The sequence below is a fragment of the Variovorax sp. N23 genome (assembly GCF_025486315.1).
In the GTDB taxonomy this organism is placed as follows: domain Bacteria; phylum Pseudomonadota; class Gammaproteobacteria; order Burkholderiales; family Burkholderiaceae_C; genus Variovorax.
In genome coordinates, this window is sequence record NZ_JAOOPY010000001.1 from 444,961 (window position 1) to 459,192 (window position 14,232).

Here is a 14,232-nt window from a genome sequence, read left to right on the forward strand (position 1 = left end):
TCAGAGCGCCGTGGCGACGCGCGTTTGCCCGACGGGCCCTGGGGGCAGGTTCTCCAGCAGCGCGAAGTTCGAGTCGAGCGCGACGCGATGGAGCACGCACTGCAGCCCGTGGTGGAGCTGGGCCGGCAGCACCGGCTTGTGCAGCAGCGGCACGCCGGTCGCGCGTGCTTCGCGCAGGCGTTGCGGTGCCGTGTCACCGGTGATCAGCAAGGCCGGCAGGGTCTGGCCGCACTCGGCGCGCAGCGCCGCGATGGCCTCGGCCCCGGTGCGCTGGTCACGCAGGCGGTAGTCGCTGATGACAACGCCGGGTGCGCGCAGGCGTGCCAGCACCAGCGCCTCCTCGATCGAATCCGCCACGTCGCATTCGCAACCCCAGGCGGTCAGCAACTGCTGCATGCCGGTGCGGACCGATTCGTCGTCGTCGATCACCAGCACGCGCACGTCGAAGGCCTGGGCTTCGATCGGCGTCAGGGCTGGGCGGCGCGCCAGCGTCCCCAGGGGCGCGAGCGGCAGGCTCAGGCGGAACACGCTGCCACGGCCGGGTCGCGAGGACAGGGTCAGTTCCTGCTGGAGCGCGCATGCCAGCCCCTGCGCGATGGCGAGCCCCAGGCCCAGCCCCTTGCGCCGGTCGCGCTCGGCATTGCCGAGCTGGTGGAACTCGCGGAACACGGCCTGCTGCTGTGAGGGATCGATGCCGATGCCGGTGTCCCAGACCTCCAGCACCGCCTGCCCGGCGCGTCGTCGGCAGGCCACCAGCACGCCGCCGCGCCGCGTGTAGCGGATCGCGTTGGACACGAGGTTGCGAAGCACCAGCGCGACCAGGGCCGGGTCGGACTGGACGACGACCTCCGTGTCGATCGAGCGGTAGACGATGCCCTTGGCGTCGGCCTGCGGCGCCAGTTCGTTCTCGATCTTGTTGAGCAGCGGCTGCAGCGGGAAGGGCTGGAGTCGTGGCTCCACCACACCCGCCTCGATGCGCGAAAAGTCCAGCAAGGTGTCGAGCATCTCGGCCGATGCCTGCCAGGTGGCGCGCGCATTGGCCAGGGCGTCGTACTGGGTGGTGGTGAGCCGGGTGCGCGCCAGCACCTCCAGAAACAGGCCCTGGGCATGGATCGGCTGGCGCAGGTCGTGGCTGGCGGCGGCCAGGAAGCGCGACTTGGCCAGGCTGGCCTGTTCGGCCTCGAGACGGGCCCCCTGCGCCTCTGCGCCGCTGGCATGCAGCTGCTCGATCAGCGCGAGGTTCTCGAAGCGCAGGTCGATGGCCGCCCGGGCGGCCCGGCTGCTGTTGCGCGCCTGACCCATCAGCGTGGTGATATAGAGCGCGCCGGCGATGCCGAGTGCGTGGTAGGCCGGGTTGCCCAGCAGCCAGAGCTTGCTGCCGACGGTCGCGAACTCGAACAGTGCGAACGCGATGAAGACCGGCAGCACCGGCGCCAGCGAAGACATCGAACTGCCGGCCACGCCGGCGAGCACGGCGACCACCAGGATGCTGCCTGCGACGGTGCTGTCGTCGAGCGTGACCCAGGCGAGCGCACCCCAGGCCACCGCGTCGATGGCGTTCAGCGCCATCTGGCGCAGCACCACGCGATGCGGGTGCGTGGTGGCGAGGCCGGTGCGCAGCGTGCGCTCGGCGTCCCAGGCGTAGATCAGCTTGATGAGCACGATCGCCGCGCACCAGGCCGTGAGCCAGGGGGCATTGCGCGCATTGACCAGCGTCCATACCAGCAGCGGCGCGACCAGCAGCGTGGGAACCACCGAACTGCCCACGTGGCCCAACTGGAGCCGCAGCTGTTCGGTCAGCGTGCGCTCGTCGGGCAGCCAGCGCCGCCAGTTCATCCGGCGCATCAGGCGACCAGGCCGCGCTGGCGCGCCGCGAAGCCGGCCTCGGACCGGCTCGACACCTGCAGGGCCGCGAGGATGGCCTGCACATGCCCGCGTACCGTGTTCTCCGACAGGTCGAGTCGCCGCCCGATGACCTTGTTCGACAGGCCCTGGCACATCAGGTCGAGCACCTCGCATTGGCGCGGCGTGAGGCGCTGCGTGTCCGGGGCGTCGGTGCCGGGCGTGTGCGCGGTCGGGCTGGCCGCCGAGGGCAACGGCAACCCGCGGCGGATCTGGTCGATGACGCCGAGGATGGCATCGGCGGTGGCGGCCTTGGAGACGAAGGTGGCCGCGCCGCGTTCGAGGGCCAGTGCGATGGTCTGCGGCTCGGCCTGCGACGACAGCATGATCACCGCGGCGCCGGGCCATTTCCGCTTGACCAGGGCGATGCCTTCGATGCCGTTCAGGCCCTGCAGGTGGACGTCGAGCAGCACCAGGGCCGGTGACGCCATCGCGCAGTGCATCGCTTCTTCCAGGGATGCCGCCTCGGCCACTTCGAGTCCGGGAATGCCTGCGGCCAGCACCATGTGCAGTCCACAGCGAAACAGCGCGTGGTCATCGATCAGCAGAATTCTGGCGGGCAGCATGGCGCTGGCGACGGTCCCATGGAGAACTAAAGAATCAGCGGGCGGGGTGATCGGGCTGCGGTGCTGCCAGCGCGCCCGCGTTGGAGGCCGTGTCGGGGATTTTGCGCGAACTCGGGGGGTCCGAAAGGACTATTTACGCCGGCGTCCTTCCTTGCGACTATCGGGCTCGCGGATGCCGCGACTTTGTACCCCTTGTACCTATTCCCCCCGCATGAACCCCCTGATCGACATTCGCCGCCACGCGCCGAACGGCTTCACCTACTGCATCAGCGCCCGTGGGGTCGGCGGCGTGGACGGCGGCGCGGCGTTCGACACCATCGAGCGCTGCCTGTTCGACGCGGCGGCGTCGCTCGGCCACTACTTCCCGCTCGTGGAGATCCGCTTCGAAGGCGGCCTCCTGGGCGCCTGCGCCACCGACACGCTGCGCCGCGCGCCGCAGACCATCGTCGCCCGGATCCCGACGCAGCCCGAGGCGGCCTGAGGCGCCCTGGGCGCGCCCGTGGGCGCACATAATGGCCGCCGAATTCCTCGCAGCCATCGGTGCCCCGCCCATGAAAAAGATCCTCGTCCTCAACGGCCCCAACCTCAACCTGCTCGGCACGCGCGAGCCGGCGCAATACGGCAGCGATACCTTGGCCGATGTGGAGCGCCTGTGTGCCGACGCCGGCACCCGGCTCGGCGTCGCGGTGGAGTGCCGCCAGACCAACCACGAAGGCGCCCTGGTCGACTGGCTGCACGAAGCCGGCCGCGAGGTGGCGGCCGGCCGCATGCTGGGCGTGGTGCTGAATGCGGGCGCCTACACGCACACCTCGGTCGCGCTGCACGACGCCATCAAGGGCGCCAGCGTGCCGGTCATCGAACTGCATATCTCGAACGTCCATGCGCGCGAGAGCTTCCGGCACCACTCCTTCATCTCTCCGGTGGCGCGCGGCATCATCGTCGGCCTCGGGGTGAAGGGCTACCCGCTCGCCATGGACGCCTTGGTCCAATTGAGCGCGGCAGGCTGAGGACGCCGCATGCACTCCAGCGAGGGAAAGTCCCTGCCCGACGGGCTGTTCCACGGCGCCGACGGCACGCCGCGCTGCCGCTGGTGCGAGGCCACGCCGGCCTACCAGCACTACCACGACCATGAATGGGGCTTCCCGGTGACGGACGAGCGCCGGCTGTTCGAGAAGCTGTGCCTCGAGGGCTTCCAGGCTGGCCTGAGCTGGCTCACCATCCTGAACAAGCGCGAGAACTTCCGGCGCGGCTTCGCCAACTTCGAGGCCGAAGCCATCGTGCGTTTCGCCGACGCCGACATCGCGCGCCTGCTGGCCGACGCCGGCATCGTGCGCCACCGCGGCAAGATCGAGTCGACCATCAACAACGCGAAGCGCGTGCTCGAACTGCGCGAGGAATTCGGATCGCTGGCGGCCTATGCCTGGCGCTTCGAGCCCACGCCGGCCTCGCGTCCGAAGCGGGTGACGCTCGCCGAACTGCGCACCTTCACCACCTCCGCCGAATCGATCGCGATGTCGAAGGACCTGAAGAAGCGCGGCTGGAGCTTCGTCGGGCCGACCACGGTCTATGCGTTCATGCAGGCGATGGGCCTGGTCAACGACCACATCGAAGGCTGCAGCGCACGGGAAGCCGCGCTGGCCGCGCGCAAGGCGCTCACGCCGCCGCACTGAGGCGCGGGTTCAGTGGCGCGGCGCGGAGGCCGTCTCGCGCAAGGTCACACGGCCCTGCGGGTCGACGCTCTCGAGCCGCACGTCGAAGCCCCACAGCCGGGTCACATGCTTGAGCACCTCGTGCGTGTCGTCGCGCAGCGGCTGGCCGTTGCGCTGCACATGGCGCAGGGTGAGCGAGCGGTCGCCGCGCATGTCGACGTTCCAGACCTGGATGTCGGGCTCGCGGCTGCCGATGTCGTACTGGCGCGAGAGCGATTCGCGCAGCGCCTGGTAGCCGTTGTCGTCGTGGATGGCCGCGATCTCGAGTTCGGGGTCTTCCGTGTGGTCGCGCACCGCGAAGAGACGGAAGTCGCGCATCGTCTTCGGGCTCAGGAACTGGCCGACGAAGCTCTCGTCCTTGTAGTTGCGCATGGCATGGTCGAGCGTCGTGAGCCAGTCGGTGCCGGCGTAGTCCGGGAACCAGCGGCGGTCTTCCTCGGTGGGCTTCTCGCAGATGCGGCGCAGTTCGGTGAACATCGCGAAGCCGAGCGCATAGGGGTTGATGCCGCTGTAGGCACGGTGGCCGACCGGCGGCTGGTAGACCACGCTGGTGTGGGAGCGCAGCCATTCGATCATGAAGCCGTCGGCCAACTGGCCCTTGTCGTACATCGTGTTGAGCAGGGTGTAGTGCCAGAAGGTGGCCCAGCCCTCGTTCATCACCTGCGTCTGGCGCTGCGGGTAGAAATACTGCGCCACCTTGCGAACGATCCGCACGACTTCTCGCTGCCAAGGTTCCAGCAGCGCCGCGTTCTTCTCGATGAAATACAGCAGGTTCTCCTGCGGCTCCACAGGGAAGCGGCGCGCGGCATCGGCGTCGGCCGCGGCCTCGATGCGCCTGGGCAGGGTGCGCCAGAGGTCGTTGACCTGTTGCTGCAGATGGTGCTCCCGTTCCGCGCGTTGGCTGATCTCTTGCGCGAGCGAGCGCTTCTGCGGCCGGCGGTAGCGGTCGACGCCGTAATTCATCAGCGCATGGCAGGAGTCGAGCAGTTCCTCGACGGCATCGACGCCGTGGCGTTCCTCGCACTCTGTGATGTAGTTACGCGCATAGACCAGGTAGTCGATGATCGACGACGCGTCGGTCCACATGCGGAACAAGTAGTTGCCCTTGAAGAAGCTGTTGTGCCCGTAGGCCGCATGGGCGATCACCAGGGCCTGCATCGCCATGGTGTTCTCCTCCATGAGGTAGGCGATGCAGGGGTCCGAGTTGATGACGATCTCGTAGGCCAGGCCCATGGCTCCGCGCCGGTAGTTCTTCTCGGTGGAGATGAACTGCTTGCCATACGACCAGTGGCGGTAGATCACCGGCATGCCGACGCTGGCGTACGCGTCCATCATCTGCTCGGCCGTGATGATCTCGAGCTGGATCGGGTACGTGTCGAGCTTGAAGGACTCCGCCGTCTTGCGGATTTCCTGGTGGTAGGTTTCGATCAGGTCGAAGGTCCAGTCCGATGGGCTCGGCAGCGGCTCGGCGCGGCCCGGGGAAGATGTCACCGGCAGTTCGCTCGTTTCGCTCATGCGGGCGCTCCTTCTTTCTTGAACAGTTCACGAAACACCGGGTAGATGTCCTGCGCGCTCGCGACCTTGCGCATCGCGAAATTGGGCCGCACGCCTTCGAGCTGCGCGTATTCCTGCCAGAGGTTCTGCTCGGCGTCGGCCACCTGCACGTAGGCGTAGTAGCGCACCATCGGCAGGATCGATTCTTCCAGCATCTGGCGGCAGCGGCCGCTGTCCTGGTGCCAGTTGTCGCCGTCGCTGGCCTGCGCGCCGTAGATGTTCCATTCGCCGCTGGGGTAGCGTGCGCGGATGATCTCGTCCATCAGCACCAGCGCGCTCGACACCACGGTGCCGCCGGTTTCGGTGGCGTGGAAGAACTCTTCCTCGCTCACTTCCTGCGCCTGCGTGTGGTGCCGCAGGAAGACCAGTTCGATCTTCTCGTAGTGCCGCGTGAGGAACAGGTACAGCAGCATGAAGAAGCGCTTGGACATGTCCTTGCGTGCCTCGTCCATCGAGCCCGACACGTCCATCAGGCAGAACATCACCGCCTTGGCGCTCGGTACCGGCACGCGCACGCGGTTGCGGTAGCGCAGGTCGATCGGGTCGATGTAGGGGATGTGCTTGGCCGTGCGGCGCAGCTCGATCATCTGCGCTTCCAGCTCGGCGATGCGGTCGGACAGCGGCGGCTCCTGCGCGCCGGGTTCGGCGCGCAACTGCAGCAGTTCGGTCTGCATGCGCAGCAGCGTGACGCGGTCTTCGCCACCCAGCGCGATGCGCCGTGCCAGTGCGCCGCGCATCGAACGCACCACATGGAGGCTGCTCGGGTTGCCGTCGCTCTTGAAGCCGGCGCGGTGGCTTTTCCACTCCGGTACTTCGGCCAGCTGCGTGCGGATGAGGTGGGGCAGGGCGAGGTCGTCGAAGAAGACCTGCATGAACTCCTCGCGGGTGAGCTTGAAGACGAAGTCGTCCTCGCCTTCGCCGCTGTCGCCAGCTTCGCCACTGCCCTGGCCGCCGCCTCCACCACCGGGCGGACGCTTGATGCGATCGCCCTTGAGGTATTCCTGGTTCCCCGGATGCACGTATTCGCGGTTGCCGCCCGGGCCGTGCCCGAACACCGGTTCGGACACGTCGCGCTTGGGCAGCGTGATGTCCTCGCCGCGTTCAAGGTCGCGGATGTTGCGCCCGCTGATCGCGCGCCGCACCGCGTCGCGGATCTGGCCCCGGTAGCGCCGCAGGAAGCGCTCGCGATTGCCGATCGACTTGTTCTTGCCCGATAACCGTCGATCGATGATCTGTTGCAGCATGGCCAAGGTGTCACACCTCCGCGCCGGAGCGCGACATCAAACTCAAGAACTCTTGCGAACGCGCAGGTACCACTCGCACAGCAGCCGCACCTGTTTGGCGGTGTAGCCCTTCTCGACCATGCGTGCGACGAAGTCCTGGTGCTTCTTCTGTTCGTCGGCACTGCTCTTGGTGTTGAAGCTGATGACGGGCAGCAGCTCTTCGGTGTTCGAGAACATCTTCTTCTCGATCACCGTGCGCAGCTTCTCGTAGCTGGTCCAGGCCGGGTTGCGCCCCGCGTTGCCGGCCCGTGCGCGCAGCACGAAGTTGACGATCTCGTTGCGGAAGTCCTTCGGATTCGAGATGCCGGCGGGCTTCTCGATCTTCTCGAGCTCGGCATTGAGCGCGACGCGGTCGAACACCTCGCCGGTATCGACGTCGCGGTATTCCTGGTCCTGGATCCAGTAGTCGGCGTAGGTGACGTAGCGGTCGAAGATGTTCTGGCCGTACTCGCTGTAGCTCTCGAGGTAGGCGGTCTGGATTTCCTTGCCGATGAATTCGGCGTAGCGCACCGCCAGGTGCTCCTTGATGTACGCCAGGTACTTCTGTTCGGTCTCGGCCGGGAACTGCTCGCGCTCGATCTGCTGTTCGAGCACGTACATCAGATGCACCGGGTTGGCCGCGATCTCGCTGCTGTCGAAGTTGAAGACCTTCGAGATGATCTTGAAGGCGAAGCGCGTCGACACGCCGCTCATGCCCTCGTCGACGCCGGCGTAGTCGCGGTATTCCTGAAGCGATTTGGCCTTGGGGTCGGTGTCCTTCAGGCTGTCGCCGTCGTAGACCTGCATCTTGCTGAAGATGCTCGAATTCTCGGGCTCCTTCAGCCGCGTGAGTACCGAGAACTGCGCCATCATGCGCAGCGTGCCGGGGGCACAGGGTGCTTCCGACAGCGACGAGGTGCGCACCAGCTTCTCGTAGATCTTGATCTCTTCGGAGACGCGCAGACAGTACGGCACCTTGACGATGTAGATCCTGTCGAGGAAGGCCTCGTTGTTCTTGTTGTTGCGGAAGGCCTTCCACTCGCTCTCGTTGCTGTGGGCCAGCACGACACCGTCGAAGGGGATGGCGCCGAAGCCTTCGGTGCCTTTGAAGTTGCCTTCCTGCGTGGCGGTCAGGAGCGGGTGCAGCACCTTGATCGGTGCCTTGAACATCTCGACGAACTCGAGCAGACCCTGGTTCGCGAGGCACAGGCCGCCAGAATACGAATACGCATCGGGGTCGTCCTGCGCATAGGTCTCGAGCTTGCGGATGTCGATCTTGCCGACCAGCGAGGAGATGTCCTGGTTGTTCTCGTCGCCGGGCTCGGTCTTGGCCACGCCGATCTGGCGCAGCACCGACGGGTAGCGCTTGACCACCTGGAACTTGCGGATGTCGCCGCCGTATTCCTCCAGCCGCTTCACCGCCCACGGCGACAAGATGCGCTGCAGGTAGCGCCGCGGAATGCCGTATTCCTTTTCGAGGATCTCGCCATCTTCGGCCGGGTCGAACAGGCCGAGCGGCGACTCGTTCACCGGCGAGCCCTTGATGGCATAGAAGGGCACCTGCTCCATCAATTGCTTGAGCCGTTCGGCGATGGAGCTCTTGCCGCCGCCGACCGGGCCCAGCAGGTAGAGGATCTGTTTCTTTTCCTCCAGGCCCTGCGCGGCATGGCGGAAGTAGGACACCACCTGTTCGATGGCGTCTTCCATGCCATAGAACTCCTTGAACGCGGGGTAGAGCTTGATTACCTTGTTCGCGAAGATGCGCGAGAGGCGTGGGTCGTTGCGGGTGTCGACGAGTTCGGGTTCGCCGATGGCCTTGAGCATGCGTTCGGCAGCGGTGGCGTAGGCGACCGGCTCGCGCTTGCAGATGTCGAGGTACTCCTGCAGCGAGATGACTTCCTCTCGCGTGCGGTCGTAGCGGGCGGCAAAGTTGCTGATCACATCCATGGACAAACCTCCATCGAGTCAAAGAGGCCGAAGCCCCGGATCTGCCGCAGAACACGCGCCGACCGCAACCGCTTTGTAGGCGCTAGCGCACGGCGTGGTGCCCTGCAAAAACTCCCTAACCAAACTGCTGATTCAGCATAAAGCAAAGATCGCACCTGCGTGTGGGGTGTTCTCTCTGAACAACAGCGCGAGATCAAGTTCCACCCTGAACCATGAACGATTCGGCAACAGTGATCGCCGACCGTGTTTTCCCCGACTATCGATAGCCCCAAACAAAAGGGCGGCCCGCAGGCCGCCCTTGTCGGAGCGCTTGTCAGCCAAAGGCGTTCAGCTGAAGAATTCCTTGGCCTTGTCGAACCAGCCCTTGTCGGTCGGGCTGTGCTTGTGGCCGCCCTTCTTGAAGGAATCGTCGAGTTCCTTGAGCAGCTTGCGCTGGTGCTCGGTGAGCTTCACGGGCGTCTCGACGCGCACATGGCAGTACAGGTCGCCCGGATAGCTGCCGCGCACGCCCTTGATGCCCTTGCCGCGCAGGCGAAATTGCTTGCCGCTCTGTGTGCCGTCCGGAATGTCGATGGCGGCCGCGCCGCTGAGGGTGGGCACGTTGATCTCGCCGCCCAGCGCGGCGGTGGTCATGCTGACAGGCACCACGCAATGCAGGTCGTCGCCGTCGCGCTCGAAGATCTCGTGCTTCTTCAGGCGGATCTCGATGTAGAGATCGCCCGGCGGCCCGCCGTTGGTGCCGGGCTCGCCGTTGCCGGTGCTGCGGATGCGCATGCCGTCGTCGATGCCGGCCGGGATCTTCACCTCCAGCGTCTTGTTGTTCTTGATCTTGCCCTGGCCGTGGCAGGTGGTGCACGGTTCGGGGATGATCTTGCCGCTGCCGTGGCACTGCGGACAGGTCTGCTGCACGCTGAAGAAGCCCTGGCGCATCTGCACCGAGCCCTGCCCGTGGCAGGTGGTGCAGGTGATGGGCTTGGTGCCCGGCTTGGCGCCGCTGCCGTGGCAGGTGTCGCAGTCGTCCCAGCTCGGGATGCGGATCTGCGCGTCCTTGCCCTCGGCGGCTTCCTCCAGCGTGATCTCCATCGCGTAGCTCAGGTCGCTGCCACGGAACACCTGGCGCCCGCTGCCCTGGCGGCCGCCGCGGGCGCCGCCGAACACGTCGCCGAAGATGTCGCCGAAGGCCTCCGCGAAGCCGCCGAAGCCTTCCGCGCCCGGGCCGCCGCGCATGTTGGGGTCGACGCCGGCATGCCCGTACTGGTCGTACGCGGCCCGCTTCTGCGGGTCGGACAGCATCTCGTACGCTTCCTTGGCGTCCTTGAACTTCGCCTCGGCGTCCTTCGAGGCGTCACCCTGGTTGCGGTCGGGGTGGTGCTTCATCGCGAGCTTGCGATAAGCCTTCTTGATCTCTTCCTCGCTCGCGTTCTTGGGAACGCCGAGGGTTTCGTAATAGTCGCGTTTGGTGGCCATGGGTGCGTGGTCGTCGGGAGCGGTGTCAGGAAACGGAAAAGGCTGGATCACCCGACAGGGTGATCCAGCCTTGGAGAACAGCTGGCGATCAGCCCTTCTTCACTTCCTTCACCTCGGCGTCGACGACGTTGTCGTCCGCCGGGGCGCTGGCAGCTTCCGCGCCAGCCGCGGCACCCGGGCCACCTGCGGCGCCGGCCGCCGCCTGCGCATCGGCGTACATCTTCTCGCCCAGCTTCTGGCTGGCGCTCATCAGCGTGTTGGTCTTTTCGTCGATCGCGGCCTTGTCATCGGTCTTGAGCGCCTCTTCGACGTCCTTGATCGCGGCTTCGATCTTTTCCTTCTCGCCGGCTTCCAGGGTCGCACCGTGTTCGCCCAGCGACTTCTTCACGCTGTGGACCATGGCTTCACCCTGGTTGCGGGCCTGCGCCAGTTCGACCTTCTTCTTGTCCTCGGCCGCGTTCAGTTCGGCGTCCTTCACCATCTTCTGGATCTCGTCCTCGGAGAGGCCCGAGTTCGCCTTGATGGTGATCTTGTTTTCCTTGCCGGTGCCCTTGTCCTTGGCGCCCACGTGCAGGATGCCGTTGGCGTCGATGTCGAAGCTCACTTCGATCTGCGGCGTGCCGCGCGCGGCCGGCGGAATGCCTTCCAGGTTGAATTCGCCCAGCGCCTTGTTGCCCGAGGCGATCTCGCGTTCGCCCTGGAACACCTTGATCGTCACGGCCGGCTGGTTGTCCTCGGCCGTCGAGAAGGTCTGCGCGAACTTCGTCGGGATGGTCGTGTTTTTCGCGATCATCTTGGTCATCACGCCGCCCATCGTCTCGATGCCGAGCGACAGCGGGGTCACGTCCAGCAACAGCACGTCCTTGCGGTCGCCCGAGAGCACCTGGCCCTGGATGGCTGCGCCCACGGCCACGGCTTCGTCAGGGTTCACGTCCTTGCGCGGTTCCTTGCCGAAGAACTCCTTGACCTTCTCCTGCACCTTGGGCATGCGGGTCATGCCGCCGACCAGGATCACGTCGTTGATGTCCGACACGCTCACGCCGGCGTCCTTGATGGCGGTGCGGCAGGGCGCGATGGTGCGCTCGATCAGCTCGTCGACCAGGCTTTCCAGCTTGGCGCGGGTCAGCTTGATGTTCAGGTGCTTCGGGCCCGAGGCATCGGCCGTCACGTACGGCAGGTTGATGTCGGTCGCGGCGCTGTTCGACAGCTCGATCTTGGCCTTTTCCGCGGCTTCCTTCAGGCGCTGGAGTGCGAGCACGTCCTTGCCGAGGTCGACGCCTTGCTCTTTCTTGAACTCGGAAATGATGTAGTCGATGATGCGCTGGTCGAAGTCTTCGCCGCCCAGGAAGGTATCGCCGTTGGTCGACAGCACCTCGAACTGCTTCTCGCCGTCGACGTCGGCGATCTCGATGATCGACACGTCGAAGGTGCCGCCGCCCAGGTCATACACGGCGATCTTGCGGTCGGCCTTGTCCTGCTTGTCCAGGCCGAAGGCCAGGGCTGCCGCGGTGGGCTCGTTGATGATGCGCTTGACGTCCAGGCCCGCGATGCGGCCGGCGTCCTTGGTGGCCTGGCGCTGGCTGTCGTTGAAGTAGGCCGGCACGGTGATCACGGCTTCGGTCACGGGTTCGCCGAGGTAGTCTTCGGCGGTCTTCTTCATCTTGCGCAGGATCTCGGCGCTGACCTGTTGCGGCGCGAGCTTCTTGCCGCGCACTTCCACCCACGCGTCGCCGTTGTCGGCCTTCGTGATGGTGTAGGGCATCAGGTCGATGTCCTTCTGCACTTCCTTCTCTTCGAACTTGCGGCCGATCAGGCGCTTGACCGCGTAGATCGTGTTCTTGGGGTTGGTCACGGCCTGGCGCTTGGCCGATGCGCCGGCCAGCACTTCACCGTCTTCCTGGTACGCCACGATCGACGGCGTGGTGCGGGCACCTTCCGAGTTCTCGATCACGCGGGTCGTGTTGCCCTCCATGATCGAGACGCACGAGTTGGTGGTGCCGAGGTCGATGCCGATGATTCTGCCCATGATGAAGGTTCTCCTGAATGCTGAAATGAAGTTGTTGTGAACGTGTGGATAACCCGCTGTGATTCAAGGGATGGCGCGGGGATTTCCTGTGGGTTTCTTGTGCGCGATCAACCTGCCGAGCTGACCGTGACCAGCGCGGGGCGCAGCACGCGCTCGGCGATGGTGTAGCCCTTCTGCAGCACGCCCACGATGGTGTTGGGCTCCTGGCCCGGCGTCGGCACCACCGAGATGGCCTGGTGCTGGTGCGGGTCGAACTTGGTGCCGGCGGCCGGGGCGATCTCGATCACCTTGTGGCGCTCGAGCGCGCTCTTGAGCTGGCGCAGCGTGGCTTCGGCGCCTTCGCGGATCTGCTCGGGCGTGGCGTCCTGGATGGCGAGGCCGGCTTCGAGGCTGTCCGTCACGGGCAGCAGGCTCTCGGCGAAGGACTCGACCGCGAACTTGCGGGCCTTGCTGACGTCGTCGTCGGCGCGGCGGCGGGCGTTCTGCACGTCGGCCTGGGCGCGGAGGTACTGGTCGGCGAGTTCAGCGTTCTTGGCCTGCAGTGCGGCCAGTTCGGCCTGGACCTGGGCCAGTTCGCCCTGGGCATCGGCCTCGTTGGCGAACTGGGCGGCTTCCAGCTCTTCGGGGCTGGGGGCGCCTTGAAGGTTCTGCGGATTCATTTCTGGATTTTTTGGGTCTGACATGCTCAAAAACCGGTGGATCGGCCGTGAAAGAAACGATTGCAGGCCATCTGGGGCCGGCGGTAGGGCTTTTCAAGGCAAAAAAATGCGGCTGATCAAGCCGCTGGCGGGAAATGCTGCGTTTCCCGCGGTCGAGGTCCGGGGAGGCGCTGCCTCCCTGGGTGGATCAGTGTGCGTCGAGCAGTTCGACGTCGAACTTCAGCGTGGCGTTCGGCGGGATCACGCCGCCGGCGCCACGGGCACCGTAGCCCAGCGCGGCCGGGATGATCAGCGTGCGCTGGCCGCCGATCTTCATGCCGGCGACGCCTTCGTCCCAGCCCTTGATGACCTGGCCGGCGCCCAGCGAGAAGGCAAAGGGATCGTTGCGATCGCGGCTGGAGTCGAACTTGGCGCCCTGGGCGCCGTCGTTGTAGAGCCAGCCGGTGTAGTGCACATGCACGTGCTGGCCGGGCTTGGCTTCGGTGCCGTCACCGACGACGGTGTCTTCGTACTGCAGGCCGGAAGGGGTGGTGGGCATGGGCGCTCCTTGTGTGGTTTGAAGAGAAAGAAAGCGGGGGAGTTTAACGAGCGGCGCTCTGCAGGACGCCACGCCGCGCGCAGCGCGGCGTCGACCGGCCGGTCAGTGCGAGGGGGTGGTCGGCGCGGGCGGTACGGGCGCCAGCGCCGCCGCAGGGGTCGCCGCCGCAGCGGCCGCCGCTTTCCTGACCTGGCCGGCCTGCCATTTGGCGGCGAAGGCCTGCAGGTCGGACAGGCGCTTGAGCAGGTCCTGCCCGCTCAGCGTCAGGCAGTAGCCCTCGCCGCTGTGGCTGAGGACCCCGGCTTCGCGCAGTTCCTTGATGCGGGTGTTCAGCGTGTTCGGCGTGATGCCGCCCACGCTGTCCTGCAGCAGCCGGAAGGTCTGCGCATGGCCGTCCCGCAGCGCCCAGAGCACCCGCAAGGCATAACGTGCCTCCAGCAACGCCAGCAGCTGGTTCACGGCTGCGTTTTCCTTGGAACTCATCGGGATCGTCTCCTCGGCATGGGATGGCGGCGCAAAGCGGGGCTGGCGACTATAGCGCAGCGGATCGATTGCTACGAATGTTGTAGCTGCCGCATCGCGCCAGCCGTGGGCTGTGGCGC

General features: G+C 66.1%; 13 protein-coding genes. 3 read left to right on the forward strand and 10 right to left on the reverse strand.

Annotation, left to right across the window (positions count from 1 at the left end):
- Window positions 1–1,845: a hybrid sensor histidine kinase/response regulator gene (locus N8A90_RS02105; protein WP_262072983.1), complete on the reverse strand. Its 1,845-nt coding sequence runs from the start codon at window positions 1,843–1,845 to the stop codon at window positions 1–3.
- Window positions 1,845–2,468: a response regulator gene (locus tag N8A90_RS02110; RefSeq protein ID WP_262072984.1), complete on the reverse strand. Its 624-nt coding sequence runs from the start codon at window positions 2,466–2,468 to the stop codon at window positions 1,845–1,847. Before N8A90_RS02110 ends, N8A90_RS02105 begins: the two co-directional genes overlap by 1 nt.
- A 211-nt stretch (window positions 2,469–2,679) precedes the next feature.
- Here N8A90_RS02110 and N8A90_RS02115 point away from each other — a divergent pair, with 211 nt between their 5' ends.
- The 3 genes from N8A90_RS02115 to N8A90_RS02125 all read left to right on the forward strand — a co-directional run bounded on the left by N8A90_RS02115 (window position 2,680) and on the right by N8A90_RS02125 (window position 4,138).
- Window positions 2,680–2,949 (forward strand): hypothetical protein, encoded by a 270-nt coding sequence (locus N8A90_RS02115; RefSeq protein WP_262072985.1) that lies wholly within the window; start codon window positions 2,680–2,682, stop codon window positions 2,947–2,949.
- A 70-nt stretch (window positions 2,950–3,019) separates the two neighbouring features.
- Window positions 3,020–3,475: a type II 3-dehydroquinate dehydratase gene (aroQ, locus tag N8A90_RS02120; RefSeq protein WP_262072986.1), complete on the forward strand. Its 456-nt coding sequence runs from the start codon at window positions 3,020–3,022 to the stop codon at window positions 3,473–3,475.
- A gap of 9 nt (window positions 3,476–3,484) precedes the next feature.
- The gene (locus N8A90_RS02125; RefSeq protein ID WP_262072987.1) at window positions 3,485–4,138 is read left to right on the forward strand and encodes a DNA-3-methyladenine glycosylase I; all 654 of its coding nucleotides are present in this window, start codon (window positions 3,485–3,487) and stop codon (window positions 4,136–4,138) included.
- A 9-nt stretch (window positions 4,139–4,147) separates the two neighbouring features.
- Here N8A90_RS02125 and N8A90_RS02130 read toward each other — a convergent pair whose 3' ends face one another.
- From N8A90_RS02130 to N8A90_RS02165, 8 genes are all read right to left on the reverse strand, one after another.
- On the reverse strand, window positions 4,148–5,692 hold the full coding sequence (locus N8A90_RS02130; RefSeq protein ID WP_262072988.1) for a SpoVR family protein: 1,545 nt from the start codon (window positions 5,690–5,692) through the stop codon (window positions 4,148–4,150).
- The gene (locus N8A90_RS02135) at window positions 5,689–6,981 is read right to left on the reverse strand and encodes a YeaH/YhbH family protein (RefSeq protein WP_262072989.1); all 1,293 of its coding nucleotides are present in this window, start codon (window positions 6,979–6,981) and stop codon (window positions 5,689–5,691) included. The genes N8A90_RS02130 and N8A90_RS02135 overlap by 4 nt, the downstream gene beginning before the upstream one ends.
- Before the next feature lie 36 nt (window positions 6,982–7,017).
- Window positions 7,018–8,940 carry a PrkA family serine protein kinase gene (locus tag N8A90_RS02140; protein ID WP_262072990.1) on the reverse strand — a complete coding sequence of 641 codons (1,923 nt, stop codon included), beginning with the start codon at window positions 8,938–8,940 and terminating at the stop codon, window positions 7,018–7,020.
- Window positions 8,941–9,267: 327 nt separating this feature from the next.
- Window positions 9,268–10,407, reverse strand: coding sequence for a molecular chaperone DnaJ (gene dnaJ / locus N8A90_RS02145; RefSeq protein WP_262072991.1), 1,140 nt, complete (start codon window positions 10,405–10,407; stop codon window positions 9,268–9,270).
- Window positions 10,408–10,495: 88 nt separating this feature from the next.
- Window positions 10,496–12,433: a molecular chaperone DnaK gene (gene dnaK, locus N8A90_RS02150; RefSeq protein ID WP_262072992.1), complete on the reverse strand. Its 1,938-nt coding sequence runs from the start codon at window positions 12,431–12,433 to the stop codon at window positions 10,496–10,498.
- Between the two features lie 107 nt (window positions 12,434–12,540).
- Window positions 12,541–13,116, reverse strand: coding sequence for a nucleotide exchange factor GrpE (gene grpE, locus N8A90_RS02155; RefSeq protein ID WP_262072993.1), 576 nt, complete (start codon window positions 13,114–13,116; stop codon window positions 12,541–12,543).
- Window positions 13,117–13,279: 163 nt separating this feature from the next.
- On the reverse strand, window positions 13,280–13,630 hold the full coding sequence (locus N8A90_RS02160) for an FKBP-type peptidyl-prolyl cis-trans isomerase (RefSeq protein WP_262072994.1): 351 nt from the start codon (window positions 13,628–13,630) through the stop codon (window positions 13,280–13,282).
- A gap of 102 nt (window positions 13,631–13,732) precedes the next feature.
- Window positions 13,733–14,113 (reverse strand): winged helix-turn-helix transcriptional regulator, encoded by a 381-nt coding sequence (locus tag N8A90_RS02165; RefSeq protein WP_262072995.1) that lies wholly within the window; start codon window positions 14,111–14,113, stop codon window positions 13,733–13,735.
- Between the last annotated feature and the right edge of the window lie 119 nt (window positions 14,114–14,232).

Excerpts from the sequence above, each read along its gene's own strand:
- grpE (WP_262072993.1), bottom strand. The coding sequence starts at position 13,116 with ATGTCAGACCCAAAAAATCCAGAAATGAATCCGCAGAACCTTCAAGGC.
- aroQ (WP_262072986.1), top strand. The coding sequence starts at position 3,020 with ATGAAAAAGATCCTCGTCCTCAACGGCCCCAACCTCAACCTGCTCGGC.
- dnaJ (WP_262072991.1), bottom strand. The coding sequence starts at position 10,407 with ATGGCCACCAAACGCGACTATTACGAAACCCTCGGCGTTCCCAAGAAC.
- N8A90_RS02160 (WP_262072994.1), bottom strand. The coding sequence starts at position 13,630 with ATGCCCACCACCCCTTCCGGCCTGCAGTACGAAGACACCGTCGTCGGT.
- N8A90_RS02130 (WP_262072988.1), bottom strand. The coding sequence starts at position 5,692 with ATGAGCGAAACGAGCGAACTGCCGGTGACATCTTCCCCGGGCCGCGCC.
- N8A90_RS02110 (WP_262072984.1), bottom strand. The coding sequence starts at position 2,468 with ATGCTGCCCGCCAGAATTCTGCTGATCGATGACCACGCGCTGTTTCGC.
- dnaK (WP_262072992.1), bottom strand. The coding sequence starts at position 12,433 with ATGGGCAGAATCATCGGCATCGACCTCGGCACCACCAACTCGTGCGTC.
- N8A90_RS02125 (WP_262072987.1), top strand. The coding sequence starts at position 3,485 with ATGCACTCCAGCGAGGGAAAGTCCCTGCCCGACGGGCTGTTCCACGGC.
- N8A90_RS02165 (WP_262072995.1), bottom strand. The coding sequence starts at position 14,113 with ATGAGTTCCAAGGAAAACGCAGCCGTGAACCAGCTGCTGGCGTTGCTG.
- N8A90_RS02140 (WP_262072990.1), bottom strand. The coding sequence starts at position 8,940 with ATGGATGTGATCAGCAACTTTGCCGCCCGCTACGACCGCACGCGAGAG.
- N8A90_RS02105 (WP_262072983.1), bottom strand. The coding sequence starts at position 1,845 with ATGCGCCGGATGAACTGGCGGCGCTGGCTGCCCGACGAGCGCACGCTG.
- N8A90_RS02115 (WP_262072985.1), top strand. The coding sequence starts at position 2,680 with ATGAACCCCCTGATCGACATTCGCCGCCACGCGCCGAACGGCTTCACC.